Here is a 13685-nt window from a genome sequence, read left to right as displayed (position 1 = left end):
AAGGGTTTGCGAGAAGTTCCCCAGGATTCGTTAACCCGCAGGTCAGGGGCGGAAACGCAGGGAATTTCAAGGGGTTCGAGTCCCCTTAGCTCCACAGAAATAGCAGGTCAGGCCCAGTCAATGACCGGGCCTAATTTGTTTTCGGTCCTGGCCCCCTTAAGCCCCCCGTTTTGGTTGTGTGTTTGATGGGTGCCGCCTGGCGGACCGCCCTGTCGCCGTTCCGATCCGCCGCGACCTACGCATGTGGCAGCAGTCGGTCCCGAGATCCTGTCCAGGGGCCACACCAGTGATCACTCCACGTGGGCCGACAGCAGCGTGCGCCGCCCGCCCAGCAGCAACTCAAGTCGGCGAACTGGACCGGGGCTGGTGAGGGGACGTTGGTTCTCGACACCGACCCGGAAAGGCGGTGGGGCCGTCGGCAATTCTTCGAAGCGCTCGGTTTTACCGCCGGGCCCGGCAGCGCCCGGCACTTCCACCTCGTGGTGTGAGGTGGTCCCGAGTGGCAAGGCTCTGGCGGGGCGGCTCCGGCAGACCAACAAGTGCGCTGGGCGTGCATCCGGACAGAAGCTCAACCCTGCGATATTGACGCCAGCCCTGACCGTTGTCGCAGGTTCGCGCCCTCGGCGGGGCACATCGAACATGGGAACCGGGATGACCTGCGGTATTCGTGTGGGCGTCTGGTTGTCGAAGCCGGTTACCAGTTGTAGGCGGGCAACGGGGGTAGCGCGTGTGTTGAGGTATCCGATGCGAAAAGTCGGACAGCCTTGGTGTTGGGTGTCCCGAACTTCGGGACGGTGATACCTGAGATCGCAGAGCTTGCCAGACACCTCCGACAGGAAGTGGTGGACGGCCTCAAAGTCGACGTCGCAGTCGGTGGCGCGCCAAGACCAGCTCGGTCGGTTGACCCCGATCTCGGGGCAGACGGTTCGGCATTTCGCGAGGCGGGCACCGAGGGCACTGTCCGGGGGAGCACCTCACAGCCGATACAAGGGGCAGGTGGTCTTTCGCCCGTCACTGCGGCGAGGCTGTCCTCGACGGATGCCCGAGGCCGACCTCGTGTGCTCGGCCTTTGGGCTGTGAAGAGGTCGAGGTCGAGGAGGCGGGCAGCCCAGCCGCTGAGTTCTTTTCGCGTCGGATTTCGTGGGGCGGCGCTCGTCTTTTCGTGGTTCAGGTGTCAGCAGGGGGCCGGTTCCGCCGTCGGGGGTATACCGTGCGCCCGATCGCAGGGAGGCCGTCCACGGCCTCGTACTGATCGAGGACCCGGTCCATCGCGGGCCGCACCTTCGACCGGAACGCGGCCAACTCGTCGCTGCCGCGTTGGAGTCGTGGTTCGAACTGGTCGATCAACTGAACGATCATGGCGACGCACGCGACGGCGTTGTTAGCCGTAGACAACCGGTTTCTCGTTCTGCCTGGGTTTCAGGTGTCCAGCATCCCTACAGGACTATTCATGGGGCTTGCGCATAACTGCTGTGTGGCGTGGTCTAGGCTGCGGTCTGCTCGACGGATCTGTCCCACCACCTGCCGACACCGAAAGGCGCACATAGTGGTTCGTGGAAGACTTTTCGCTTCGATGCTCGCGTTGACCGCCGTTGTACTGGTCAATGTGGCTGGACCGGCCAGCGCAACGACCAGCATATGGATCGGGAGAGCGTTCCCAGACGCACACGGCGACTACAGCTGGTGGGTCGTCGCCGAGATCACCTACGTCTGCGAACCCGGCCAGGCCAACGCCCTGTGGGTCAAGGTCGAGTCCGAACGGTTCAAAAGCCCGGAAGGACAACCCGTCCGTATGAAAGACGAGGCCCTGGATCGGGTGACCTGTGACGGCGAATCTCGGCAGACGAAGGTCAGGGTGCCATTGGGCTACGACTACGGCGAGGGCCCGAATCGCGCAGATGCTCACGACGGCGACTGCAATGAACTCATGACGTATTACTACGATGGCCGTGCGGTCGAGATCACCGCCGCGTTCGCCTACCTGCCGCCTGACGCCGAGGACATGAGCCAGGTCGAGATCCAGAAGGACACCACCGAGAACCGGACCCTGACTCTGACTCAGGAATAGTCCTCGGCCCCCGGACCGCTGCGCAGCGTGGGAGCCTGGAACGTGAGAACCGGCCAGATACTCTGGCCGGTTCTCGTTGTGTTCGGTAGCTTCAGGCGTTGAGCTACCAGAAGGAGGGTGCTTCTTCGTGCCAGAGTGCGTCGAGCCGTCGCCCGCTGCCCACCAGGATGTCCTCGGCCCCGGCGGCTCACGTCGAGGTCGCCCGGTTCGGACCACTTGGCAAGGGGTGCGACCGTGAACCGGTCATCGAGTGCGAACCACAGGACACATCCACGTACGGGTGCAGGCCTCGTTCGTCTAGGAACCGGTACGCGGCCGAGACACCGGGACAACACAGCGAAACGCCCGTAACCGGGCACACCCGTATCAATCACGCCGACATGAAATCACCAGCTCAACAGCAGGATTCAGCCTGTCTGCTTAACGTGACTTTCTCCCGGATGAGCCTCAACCCTCTCATACGGGCACACCTGCACCGCTTCATAAGCCCACGCCAGCGCGTCCTCGTCCACCGCGCCACACTACCGCCCAGATTCGCTGCCACCTACGCGTTCACCGTCCACGGATCCAGCAGGAACGTCGGGCCCTCCGCACACACTTCTGGCGGCGGCGACACGGTCAGTGACGTCAATATTCACCGTCACACCGACGCTGCTCGGTCCAACAGCGACTCCAGGATTCACCGATCAACGACGCCAGAATTCACTGGCATAACCAACGGCCTCGTCACCACGACCAACATCGACCTCGGCGTCGGTAGCAACCACCTCCTCGCGACCCGCAAACCATCCGCACGTGTAGTCGATTGCCGGTCACGGTCTCCGGCGGCTTTAGCGCGCCTGATGACAGCCTCGCCAGCAGCGATGACGGGGACATCGCTGTCGTCGGCCGGAGCATCGCCGACGCCGTTGCGCCGGCCGACATGGCCCAGCAGTTGACCAGCGTTGTCCGAAAGTTTCACACCGAGGAGTGTCTGTGATCGTCACGCCACTACAGCCAGAACGCATCAGCGAAGTCCGCGCACTCATGGGGCTCGGGGAGCCATTTGTCAGTGCCCGCACCTTGTCCGACTACTGGCTCTACGCCAAGCTGTTCTCCTCGACCTGCCCCATCACGATCGGCGAGGACAACATCATCACCGGAGCGGTCATCGCATTCCGAAGCCAAGACGATCCCGCAGACGTGTACGTCCAGGACGTCATGACCCATCCTCAGTATCGGCAATGCGGCATCGCGCGAGCGCTTCTGCACAGCGTGCGGTCGCAGGCCGAGAAGTGGGGCTGCGAGCGTTTGTATTTGACATCCGACCCCGAGAACCATGCAGCACACGCCAGTTGGACTGCCCTCGGATTCGTCAACGTGCCAGGCGACCACGAGATCAACGGCATCTCGATCATCAGCGACTTCAAAGGACCCGGGCGCAGCCGTGCGGTGTACGAACTGCGCCTGACCTGATTGCGTCGGATGGGCAGCTCAGTCGATCCAGTACCGGCGACTCAGGGTTCCGTCGCTGCATGGTACGACCGATTCGACCATGCCGCCGCATGATTCGATGATGCGCTGGGAGGCGAGGTTGCTGTCGTCGCAGGTGATGAGTATCCGGTCGAGCCGATCGCGCGGGCGACGGTGAGGCTATAGCGGAGGATGGCGGTGCCGTAGCCACGGTGCCGAAATGGTGTAAGGACGCCGTAGCCGATGTGGCCGCCTCGTTGACGCAATCCGTCGTTGAGGGTGTGCCGGATGGACGTGCGGCCGACGACCTGGTCATCGACCGTGGCGACCAGGTAGGTGGCTGCCACGATTCCGTCGGGCAAGTTGATCCCGTGGCGGCAGTCCTCCAGCGCCGATAGGTACTGCCGCCAGGGCATGGCCGGTGTGAGACCCAATGCGAAGGGGAATCCGTCGCTGTCGGCCATGGCCTCATGCGCCGCGCGGATCACCTGCTCGTCCGATGCGCGCAACGGCCGCAGGCGCACTGCATCGAGAACAATCGAGGTCCCGGGGGTCAGGTGACATGCCCGAACCGTACCCAGCGAGACGCTCGTCGGCGACGGAATTTCAGCGATGACCCGCTCGTGCCGACACAGGTTGGTTTCGCCGAGTCGGATCGGACCGTAGAGGTCAGCCTCATTCACGATTCAGAAGCGGACTGGTCGACAAGCCATTCAACCGTCGTGGTGATTGCTTCGTCCTCGCGCCGGCGTGAGTCAAACCCATGATCCGAACCGAAGACAGTGTGCAACGTCGTGTTCTGTCGTGATCGAGCCGCTCCAGCGGCAATGTCGTAGGAGACCGCTGAGTCTCGGTCACCGTGCACGATCAGGGATGGCACTGTGCTTTCGAGGAACAGATCGAGGGGCCTATAGTGCGCGAACTCGTAGAACAGCACTCGGCCAAGCTCGAATTGGCCATCGACGACAAGCCATCCGTGCTCTGCGAGGTCTTTCTGCTGCTGCGGGCCGAAGTTCTCCTTTCCCCAGGCCAACTCTGGCTCGAGGAACGTTCGGCGTAGATCTAGAACCGGATTCCACAGCACCAGTCGATGGAGGGTGCTTTCTAGCCACGGCAGTGACAGCGTCGTGGACACCGCGCCGAAACTTGCCGCCACGATTGAAAGCGGCCCCGGAAAGCGTTCACGAACAACCTCCACGGCAGCCTGGAGATCGAGACATTCCCCAGCCACCGTGACCCCACGAGGTGTCCCGCCGCTGTTGCCGTGACCACGGAAGGAGAACCGCACCACGTTGAACCCCGCAGCATCGAGCTGCTCGGCCAACCGGATGAACATCCCGCCGCCCTCATCCATATCTACGGTGATTCCGTGGACCAGCAACACCACCCCGCGGCCGGTACTCGAGGAAGCCGGATGAAGGGCGATATCGAGTCGAACACCATCGACCGAACGCACCGCGATGTCCTCCACAGCACAGCTCCCTTCGCTCACAAACCGGTGGTGGCCAAGCTCATGTGGTGCAGCATCTATCCGCGCCCCGCCAGCGATCGCCATAAGGCCGCGGTTCCCCTGACGAGATGCTGCCTCGGCCGTTGTAGCAGTGCGACGCAACGCCTGATCCTCGCTTGTTCTGGGACTGCCGGTGCGGCGGGCTTCCTCCCACTGCATTGTCCGCGCTACGGCTCCCGCCCTGCTCAGGGCGCGAACCGACCATCTGTCAGCGGCCAGCACGAATTCCCCAGGACGGCCAGTTAGCACGGCCAAGCGGCTCCCGGCCCGCGGCCAGATAACTGCGTTAGCAATGAACAGCAGACAGCGCGCCTGTGGATCGGCGACCCTGCCTTGGTTCCGAGCCTGGCATCCGAGGGGCGCGTGAGCAGGCGGAGACGCGCGCGTCGCGGTATTTCAATGCGTTCGGATCGGCGCGGGTGTTGGTGCCGTCGGGTCGGAAGCGGATTCAGTTACTGGCACTGGTGGCGTTCCTCTGACCCGTGTAGACAGTCGGCGGAGTATCGCTACCGAATTTCAGCCCTGCAAGGTGGCGATGGCCTTCTCGATGCGCCGTTGACGCGTGTCGGGCTTCTTCGCGCTTTCGATGGCGTGCACGTGCTCGCGCTTGCGGCTGTAGGCAAGGTCGTCGTACGCGGCGCGGGCGACGGGGTCGGCGTCCAGAGCTTCGGCGAAGTCCGGCGGTTCGACGACGACACGAGGCTGGGTGTCGAGTTCGACCTCGACACCGATTTCCTCGCCGATCTCGACACCCGCGGCCTGCCGGTTGGCGTTGCTGAGGCCGAGCAGGAAGCGGCCGCGCATGAGGGCGACCCGGCTCTTCCAGGAATGCCCGTTGATCGTGATCGTCACCGGTGGCCGCGCGCCCTCGCCGAGCGCGGCCACCACCTCGGGCGGAACTTCCAGGCCACGCATGGGCTCGGGCGGTTCGACGTGGGTCCGGAACTTCATGAGCCTTCTCCTGCTGTTCTGCCGCTGGTCAACTTGTGGGCTCAGGCCGTGGCTTCCCACATGAACCCGTCCGGGTCGGTGAACAAACCAATGCCGCTGTCCATCACGATGCGGTGCGATCCGCTGCCTTCCGGCGACATCCCGGCGTCCTTGGCGGCGGCCTTGCGCGGATACATCGCCAGGGTCACCGGCGAACCCGGGTTGGCGAACTCGGCGTACTTGCCGCCGAAGCTCTTCGCGACCGTGAACCCGCGATCGACGTAGAACTGCTTGCTGGCCTTGACATCTGCCACGCCGAGCAGCAATACCAGGTTGTCGATCTCGCGAGTGAACGGTCCGACGTCCTTCTTGTGGGAGGTGTCAACCTTCCAGATCGTGCCTTCGGGTGCTTGCAGGACCGCGCCGTATCCCCACAGGCTCTTCTTGGCCGGTTTGACGATGGTGAACCCGGCTGTGAGGGCGGTGATGACGAGGCTGTCGACCGCGGAGGGCTGGGAGACGACCAGCGACAGCAGGAATCCGCGGAATCCGGTGCTGGGTGTCTGCGAGGCGCGGAACCCGATCCGGTCACCGAGCCCGAAGGCGGACTCGTAGATCGCGGCGGCTGCTCGGGGGTCGGCCACTTCGAGTTCGATGGTGATGTCGGTGCTGGTCTTCGTGGTGATTTCCATGTCCATAACGATAGGAACGGGCCACCCCGGCGCCATCCGTGCCGACCACGGAACCCACCACGGAGAATCCAGTAGGTGGTTCGTTGGTGGACCGCGGCGGCCCTGTCCCCATGACCGAGCAGAAGACCTTCGGGGTGTGCGTATGGAGTTCCAACTGGCCGCTGACAACCATCCCGGCTCCGGCGCGTGATGAGTCGCGCTGCGCCGAATTTGGAATACAGTGGAGTGCAACCTGATTGGTACTGAGCAACCACACGGAATCGTAACGTCGCCTCGAGCCGACGTGAGAGACTTCGACCAGTTTACTTGCAAGCCGACCCTCACTGGGCTGGTCGGCTTCATCGCCTGTGCATGTCACCTGTTTCATCCCACCTACTCTTCAGAGAGGACTACTCCGATGCCCGAAAAGGTCAGCAAGGATAAAGTGCTGGTCTACATCGTGCGCGACGGCAAGCTGCTGGTTTTCCGTCACACTGAGTTCTCCTACGAGGAGGTCGGTATCCAGGTCCCCGCGGGCAGTATCCGTCGCGGTGAATCGCCGGAGGACGCCGCGCTGCGCGAGGCCCGCGAGGAGACAGGACTGACCGAGTTCAGAGTTGTCCGCAAGCTGGGCGAATACTCTTACGACATCTCGCCGTATCGGTGGGAGTTGCAGCAGAGGCACGTATTCCAGCTGGAGTTGTGCGAGGCCGCGCCCGAACGCTGGAGCAGTCAGGAAGACCATGACGGTCAAGGCGAGCCTACCCACTTCGAATGCTTCTGGATACCGCTGGAGGCTGCGCACATCTTGCAATCTGGTCAGGGCGCACTGCTGGGGCGACTGTTCGACTGACAGAGAGGATGTGGGTGGGCACCTCCCGCCGGGGTCTGACCCATCGACTGACTGACTTGGGGTCTTCAACGGGATTTGTCGGCCTGGGCGGGAGGTGCTCGTGTGCACTCACTGGGTGTGGCGTTGTCACTTCATAGGAGCCTGGCCAGAGGCCCCATCTCTGTCTTGTCCGCGTGCCCGGCTGGTGCGTGCCGCCCTGCCCAGTTGACGAGTAACAGGACGACGATGCGCTCCGTTACACACCAACACACCGCGTCGGGCGAGGTCGCCGGCGGAGTCGATACCCATCAGGACACTCACACCGCCGCCGTGCTCGACACCGTCGGCCGGGTCCGTCGATCATGCCTTCGACGACCCCAAACGCGCGGCCCGCCAGCTCGGCAACACCCGCGAGGTCGCCAAGACGCACTACATCGACGTGCCCGAGACCGTGCCCGACAACCGTGCCGTTCTGGAGGCCTGGGCGCGCGGGGAGAGCCCGAAAACGTGAGATTTCTGTGAGATGGGTCGAATCCCGGCGCCTCTCCACTGAACGAGAAAGCCCCTTCCGACGCTGGTCGGAAGGGGTTTTCATTGTCGGGCTGACAGGATTTGAACCTGCGACCACTTGACCCCCAGATGTCGAAAACTCGTGTTAGAGCACGTCGCGCACGGTGTGTATTCGGTGCGGGAGCTTCCGAAGCGCTGGCCGTGCAGGGACGTTCATAACGTGTGGTCCCAAGTTGGTCCCAAAATCTGCGGTCCCCTCCTTGCCTACGCTGCAACGGTGGTTGGACCTGAGCGCTTCGAATCCGACAGATTCGACCTTTTGTAACACCCAACCGGCCCGCGATCTCCGGATAGCTGAGATTCAAGGCGTCATGTGCCTCTTCGAGGGCGGCCCGCCGCACTTCTGCGAGGAGTCTCGCACGCTCGTGATAGTCGGCTATGAGTGCGGTTACTCGGAGACTTCTCTGTGGCGGATCCACGCCGAGATTTAACAGATCTCCTCTTGACCTGTCGGTCTGCACCAGTTAGCGGGCCAATCGTCGAACGCTGCTACAGGTGAGCCATCGATGATGAGCGTGTACAACGGCTCGTCCGGGAAATCGCCCAAACGGATTGTGAGCGCCTTGTCTCCGACCGATGTGCGATACGGTCTGATGGCATCTCCGGTTCCTCGCCACACCAACGACTGTTGTAGAAATTCCGATTCACTCATCTGCTCTCCTCGCCGAGTATTCGCTTGTTGACCTCCGCATTGGTCCTGCTTGAACTGCCGATGATGTAGGTGTAGGCGTCGTCGCCTGTGCGACCGGCTGCATGCGCTTTCCTGACGAGATGATCGAACGTCGGGCCATCAGGATTGCCGTACACGTGAAGGTCTCGCGCTCGCAGCGCTCGAACTTCGTTCGGGTTGGACATCATCGCCCGAGCCCGAAGACGGGCGGCGTGGCGAATCTCGGCGGCTCTTCTTGCGCGCTCCTCTACGGATACTCCCTGCCGGGACCACCGCTCGTCCAGCGCAGGAATTTTTGCCACCTGGTCTTTGTACCAACGCCGCACTTCTACGTTGGACTTAACCTCGACTGCGCCAGCGCTCCCTGCGGGGTCTGCGATGGCCCCTGTGCCTGTATGCGAGTGGTCTCGGTCGCTCGGTGCAGCCACGACCTGCTGTTCACCGCGCTCGTCGGCACCCGCCCCGAGAACCTGCTGCGAGCCTTTCAAGTCAGCCTCTTGCTTCTGCTGTAACCCCCTTCGCAGCTCGTCACCGACCCCATGCACGACCCTCCCATCGGCCGTGCCGACCTCTTCCAGCCGAGCGACCGGACGGGCAACCCTGTGACGAAGGAGATCAGCAAGAACCCTGCTGATCCACACCCTTCCCCCTCGACTCACGGCATAAGCTAACTCGGCTCGGCTGCAACACTATAGACGCCGCCGAACGCAGCTGTGTCGCCGAGACACCGGCCGGGAGTCGGCCGAGAACAAGCTGAATAGACCGGGGTTGAAATACTCCCCCCTCCACCGACATACATAGGCATCAATCCAGCCCACGCCGCCCCTCCTGTTGTGGTACTACCTCCCACTTGCCAGTACGCACCGCGCGCCTACCGGCCCTTCTCGTTACGCGATTCGCGCTGCTCTAGACGTAACATCCGCACCTGCTCACCCAGCCACCCAACCCTTCTCTTGTGGTCCTCCAACTCACCACTTCACCCACTTACTTGACCCACTTGGCTCTCCCCTCACCCGACCCCGATTCTCTAGGAACAGCGAAGCCCTAGAGAATCGGGGTCGGGTGAGGGGAGAGCCCTGCGCCGAAGGCGCAGGTCAACGCGAGATCGAGGCGGGCCGTTGGGGATTGGTCGGGACTACCGCGTCCCGGGCCAATCCCGGGCCGATCCCGAGCCAATCCCGGGCCAGCTCCGAGATGGGGTAGGCAGAGTCAGAAGCGAACGACTGCAACGGTTTTGTCATCGTGCCGTTTCGACCGGGGGCGCAGCCGTCCATGTGGGTCTACTCCCGACTCCCATTCGGCGGCCTGCCGAAGTAGGTTCAACAGTTCGGGGTCGCCAGCAGCAGTTGCAACCTGCCGCCAGCCGAGGCCGACTGATGCGAGCCCATCCACCGCGCCATCTGTCGCAAGAATCACCCACTGCAACGTCCGGCCATCGCACGCGAAGGTGACAGCGTGACGAGCTGCGAGCGGATCGGTTGCGGCGATCCAGTATCCGCCGGGCTCGTTTCGGTGCAGTTGCTCGGATTGTTGCAGGGCACCGAGGATCGCCCGGTGTGTGTCGTCGTATCCGTAGCCCTGTCTCAAGCGCGATTTGTACTCATGAGATTTCGGCAGATCCAGCTGGCACATCCTGTCGTCCGTGACAACCTGCTCGGTCCCATCCGAGCGGCCAATGACAACCGTTGAGTCCCCAAGCAGCAATAAATCAACCACATCGTCGTCGTATCGGTGCCGAGCGATAGCGACTGTGCAAGACGGAGACACTTTCGCCATTGCGGGAAGGCGAAGTGTTGCCACTGTCCGCCTTATAGCTTCCTCCAGTACGGCATCCAGTGCCGTCGTGTGCGGTTCGGCCGTGAGGATGTCAATTAGCGCCGCGCCAAGGCACTCGGCGTACTGTCCACCCGTCGGTCCCTCGCTCGGTCGATGGGAAGTGGCGCCGTCCAACACAACGACGGCGTTAGCACTCATGTAGATGCGGTCTTCGTTTGAAGACCCCGGCAGCTGCGCCGATCTCAGCTCGAACCTGGCCTCCATGTCACCAAGGGTAGGGGCCAGCGATCAGGCGACTTTCCTCCACCCTGAAATCGTCGGTGAATTCGCACTGCACGACGCCGCTGACTGACTTGTCCTCGTTTCCCCTGAACAAGTCTGGTAGATGCTCGTCCAGCCAATGGACCACCCCCAGGGAACCGACGCTTGTGATTCCCGCGACGTGGACCGCGACCCTTGAGGCATGGGCGTGCCGGGCGAAGTACCCGACGTCGGAACGAACCGGCTTTGCACGACGATATGGGGAGTCGTACCGCGCGCCTCGTTTGGTGCTTTCATCTCTGATCCACCACCGCTGGTCCTCATCCTGGGTGAAGTCTAGGAATGGATCCTCATCGAGGAGTGCGCGGGCGACCGGGGCAGACTTCGGACCACAAATGACGACGACGTCACCGTCCGGAAGGTCCAGCTGCGTCGGCTCGATGGCGAACCGAGTTGAACTGAGCGATAGCCGCCCGAGCACATATTCCACCGTTGCCTGCGTCGTCAAATCAGTCGCGTCGAAGAACGGTCGCTCACGTCCGTCCTCCATGCCGTATCGGCGAGGGATGCCGACTGAGACCGGCCCTACGCCAAAGAACGCTCTCTCTGCCGGAGGCGCGGTGTTCCTGATCTGCGTCACTCGCCCCTTCGTGATGCCGAGTTCCGCGGCAATGTCTGTGTAGTTGAGACCGAGTTCTCGGTGCGCCTCGTCGATCGCGACGCGTCGTAGCCGAGCGAGCTCGACGGCGCGCTGTTGATAGATGGTCATCAACTCAGTCGCGCGCCGCCCCCGCCGAAGCGGGTTGGGATCGCTCCGCACGGCGTCGAACTCATCACCTTCGGTCATAGGCAGAGTTTAGGCCCTCTTGACTCGACGCGATGATCGACCTACCCTCGGTTTACCCCCGCTAAATCGAGGCGGTCAACTTGGCCAACGTGGTTTAGGGGGGATAAATCGACCGGCCAAAGAGCCCCGGCGATTGCAGTCGCCGGGAACTCGGAGCCCCGCGGGTTGGCCCCCGCTCGGCTCGGTGCCTCAATCAGATTGGAGTCCTTGAAGCATGTCCAGTGTAGAGCGGCGTCGGCCGAACGATCGGTTGTGGCAGGCGATGACGGCGGCCGGGGTGAATTCGGAGCAGCTGGCGAAGAAGGTCGGGGTCGACCCGAAGACGGTGGAGCGGTGGCTCATGGACGGTCGTCCACCGTTTCCGGTGCACCGCCACGCAGTGGTCGAGGCGATCGGTTCGAGCGTCGAGGAGCTGTGGCCCGGTCAATCGCGGGTGCGGCACTCGCCGGACGCGAACGAGAAGTTGCGCGAGGCGATCTACCGGGCACGACTGACGCCGGAGCAGGTGGCGGAGAAGTTGGAGGTCAACGCCAAGACGGTGGAGCGGTGGATCATGAAGGGCCGCCTTCCGTACTCGCGTCACCGGACGGCGGTGTCGGAAATGGTCAAGGTCCCGGAAACGCAGTTGTGGCCGGACGCCCATCGAGCACTGGAAACGCGGATGGCCGCGACCGACCCGACTCGGGTGTGGGACCGGTGGGCCGAGCAGCAGATCCAGGCCAAGGCCGCCGAGATGCGCCAGCAACTGGGACTCACCCGTCCACGCAGCGCCAGTGATGACGAACGCGCGCAGATCCTGGCCGACCACGCCGCGGCGTCGGCGCCGATCAAGGAAGCCGACATCCACCCGCAGCTGCACGCCGAGCAGGCGCAGCAGTCCCCGCCGGTCGAGGTGCCGCGCTACCGCCCGCAGTACCAAACCATGGAGGAGTATGACCGGCTCCGCGCGTCCTGGCCCCGGGTGGAGCGCAGCCGATGACCGACCACAACAGGAAGATTCATGCGGCTGGGGGAGCTGCCGAACGTGACCGGCGCATCCGGGAACTACGTGACCTCGGAGCCACCTACCAGCAGATCGCGCGGCAGCTGCGCATCCCTGCCCGCAAGGTCGAAGTCGTGCTCGGCGAAGCGAATTCACTGCACGAATCCGGACACACCAGCAGGGAAATCGCCGAACGCATCGGGCTTCCACGCACGACGGTCCAGCGACTGTTTGCGGAGCAGTCTGGAAGGTCACTGTCGGCTCGCTCCACGGTTGCGGCGACCGCGCTGGTGGACATGTACGGCATGCAGGTGGATGTGCTGGGCTGGTTTCTGGACCTGCCGCGTACCACGGTCTACAACCTGGTTCGGCAGCTGCGTAAAGACCGTCTCGTGCAGTCGACGCTGGTCGAGGTCCAGGCCGGATCGAAGTGGGTGGTGCCGACCGGCGAAACGGCCGCGTCGTATCTGGGGTGGCGGCCGTACACGGTGTGGAAGCCGACGAACAACCACTGCGAGCACTATCGCGCGGTCGCCCAGGCCCGGACTATGCTCAACGGCTCCGACCTGACCAACTGGGTCTCCGAACGCCGACTGCAGCACGAGGCCGAAAAGGAGCGCCGCCAATCCCGCTCCCGCACAGCCACACTCGGGCACATCCACGACGGCCGGTTCCTCGGCGTCGTCGACGGCATCTACGGGTGGTGGGCGGTCGAGGTCGAGTTGACCGCCAAAAGCGCCGCCAACATGGACAAGGCCCTGCGTGGCGCGATCTGGGCCGCCCGCGACGCGCAACCCAAACCCATGACCGGAGTCCTGTACCTGTACCGGGGCCGTGAGGTGGAGAACACCATCATGGCCGCCGCCGAACGGCTCCCGGCCGCGCTCAAGGACCTGGACATGCACCTGGTCTTGCGGGACTTCGACCGCGACTGGAACCGCTTCCTCACCCACCGGAAAGCCCTGCGCGCCGCCAAGAACACCACACCCGGCGCTATCCTTCCCGCCTCTTCCAAGGACCTGCCATGACACTCCCTATGTCAACCTCATACCGCAGAAGTAGCGACCGGTTGTGGTTGCAGGGTTTGGGCGCCGCCGTGTCGGGCGGGGTCGTAGG

Annotated in this window: 14 protein-coding genes; 7 read left to right on the top strand and 7 right to left on the bottom strand. The window is 63.4% G+C overall.

Annotated features, from left to right (window positions below; all coding sequences use genetic code 11):
* Positions 1-299 precede the first annotated feature (299 nt).
* The 4 genes from ACWEO7_RS35450 to ACWEO7_RS35435 all read left to right on the top strand — a co-directional run bounded on the left by ACWEO7_RS35450 (position 300) and on the right by ACWEO7_RS35435 (position 3523).
* Positions 300-488: a hypothetical protein gene (locus tag ACWEO7_RS35450; RefSeq protein ID WP_452429770.1), complete on the top strand. Its 189-nt coding sequence runs from the start codon at positions 300-302 to the stop codon at positions 486-488.
* A gap of 1085 nt (positions 489-1573) precedes the next feature.
* Positions 1574-2068 (top strand): hypothetical protein, encoded by a 495-nt coding sequence (locus tag ACWEO7_RS35445; protein ID WP_452429769.1) that lies wholly within the window; start codon positions 1574-1576, stop codon positions 2066-2068.
* Between the two features lie 805 nt (positions 2069-2873).
* Positions 2874-3047: a hypothetical protein gene (locus ACWEO7_RS35440; protein WP_452429767.1), complete on the top strand. Its 174-nt coding sequence runs from the start codon at positions 2874-2876 to the stop codon at positions 3045-3047.
* Positions 3044-3523 (top strand): GNAT family N-acetyltransferase, encoded by a 480-nt coding sequence (locus ACWEO7_RS35435; RefSeq protein WP_452429765.1) that lies wholly within the window; start codon positions 3044-3046, stop codon positions 3521-3523. The genes ACWEO7_RS35440 and ACWEO7_RS35435 overlap by 4 nt, the downstream gene beginning before the upstream one ends.
* A gap of 41 nt (positions 3524-3564) precedes the next feature.
* Here the strand turns inward: ACWEO7_RS35435 and ACWEO7_RS35430 are convergent, their stop codons facing one another.
* From ACWEO7_RS35430 to ACWEO7_RS35415, 4 genes are all read right to left on the bottom strand, one after another.
* Positions 3565-4203: a GNAT family N-acetyltransferase gene (locus ACWEO7_RS35430; RefSeq protein ID WP_452429762.1), complete on the bottom strand. Its 639-nt coding sequence runs from the start codon at positions 4201-4203 to the stop codon at positions 3565-3567.
* Entirely contained in the window at positions 4200-4991 is a 792-nt protein-coding gene (locus tag ACWEO7_RS35425; RefSeq protein ID WP_452429760.1) for an alpha/beta hydrolase, read from the bottom strand. Before ACWEO7_RS35425 ends, ACWEO7_RS35430 begins: the two co-directional genes overlap by 4 nt.
* Before the next feature lie 555 nt (positions 4992-5546).
* Positions 5547-5981, bottom strand: a complete 435-nt coding sequence (locus tag ACWEO7_RS35420) for a YdeI/OmpD-associated family protein (RefSeq protein WP_452429758.1) — start codon at positions 5979-5981, stop codon at positions 5547-5549.
* Positions 5982-6022: 41 nt separating this feature from the next.
* The gene (locus ACWEO7_RS35415) at positions 6023-6652 is read right to left on the bottom strand and encodes a glyoxalase (protein ID WP_452429756.1); all 630 of its coding nucleotides are present in this window, start codon (positions 6650-6652) and stop codon (positions 6023-6025) included.
* 397 nt (positions 6653-7049) lie between these two features.
* On the opposite strand from ACWEO7_RS35415, the gene ACWEO7_RS35410 reads away from it, so the two are divergent.
* A complete protein-coding gene (locus tag ACWEO7_RS35410; RefSeq protein WP_449939281.1) occupies positions 7050-7484 on the top strand; it encodes an NUDIX hydrolase in 435 nt (144 codons plus the stop codon).
* 1197 nt (positions 7485-8681) lie between these two features.
* Here ACWEO7_RS35410 and ACWEO7_RS35405 read toward each other — a convergent pair.
* The 3 genes from ACWEO7_RS35405 to ACWEO7_RS35395 all read right to left on the bottom strand — a co-directional run bounded on the left by ACWEO7_RS35405 (position 8682) and on the right by ACWEO7_RS35395 (position 11587).
* Positions 8682-9344: a hypothetical protein gene (locus ACWEO7_RS35405; RefSeq protein ID WP_452429754.1), complete on the bottom strand. Its 663-nt coding sequence runs from the start codon at positions 9342-9344 to the stop codon at positions 8682-8684.
* 568 nt (positions 9345-9912) lie between these two features.
* Positions 9913-10743, bottom strand: a complete 831-nt coding sequence (locus ACWEO7_RS35400) for a protein phosphatase 2C domain-containing protein (RefSeq protein WP_452429753.1) — start codon at positions 10741-10743, stop codon at positions 9913-9915.
* 1 nt (position 10744) lies between these two features.
* Positions 10745-11587: a sigma-70 family RNA polymerase sigma factor gene (locus tag ACWEO7_RS35395; RefSeq protein WP_452429751.1), complete on the bottom strand. Its 843-nt coding sequence runs from the start codon at positions 11585-11587 to the stop codon at positions 10745-10747.
* Positions 11588-11801: 214 nt separating this feature from the next.
* Here ACWEO7_RS35395 and ACWEO7_RS35390 point away from each other — a divergent pair, with 214 nt between their 5' ends.
* Together ACWEO7_RS35390 and ACWEO7_RS35385 are read left to right on the top strand one after the other, a co-directional pair.
* On the top strand, positions 11802-12566 hold the full coding sequence (locus tag ACWEO7_RS35390) for a helix-turn-helix domain-containing protein (RefSeq protein WP_452429749.1): 765 nt from the start codon (positions 11802-11804) through the stop codon (positions 12564-12566).
* On the top strand, positions 12563-13597 hold the full coding sequence (locus tag ACWEO7_RS35385) for a hypothetical protein (protein ID WP_452429747.1): 1035 nt from the start codon (positions 12563-12565) through the stop codon (positions 13595-13597). Before ACWEO7_RS35390 ends, ACWEO7_RS35385 begins: the two co-directional genes overlap by 4 nt.
* The last annotated feature ends 88 nt before the right edge of the window (positions 13598-13685 follow it).

The sequence above is a fragment of the Nocardia sp. NPDC004260 genome, assembly GCF_053603155.1.
Note: the sequence above shows the minus strand (reverse complement) of the source record. Positions and strands in the feature narration are given on the sequence as shown.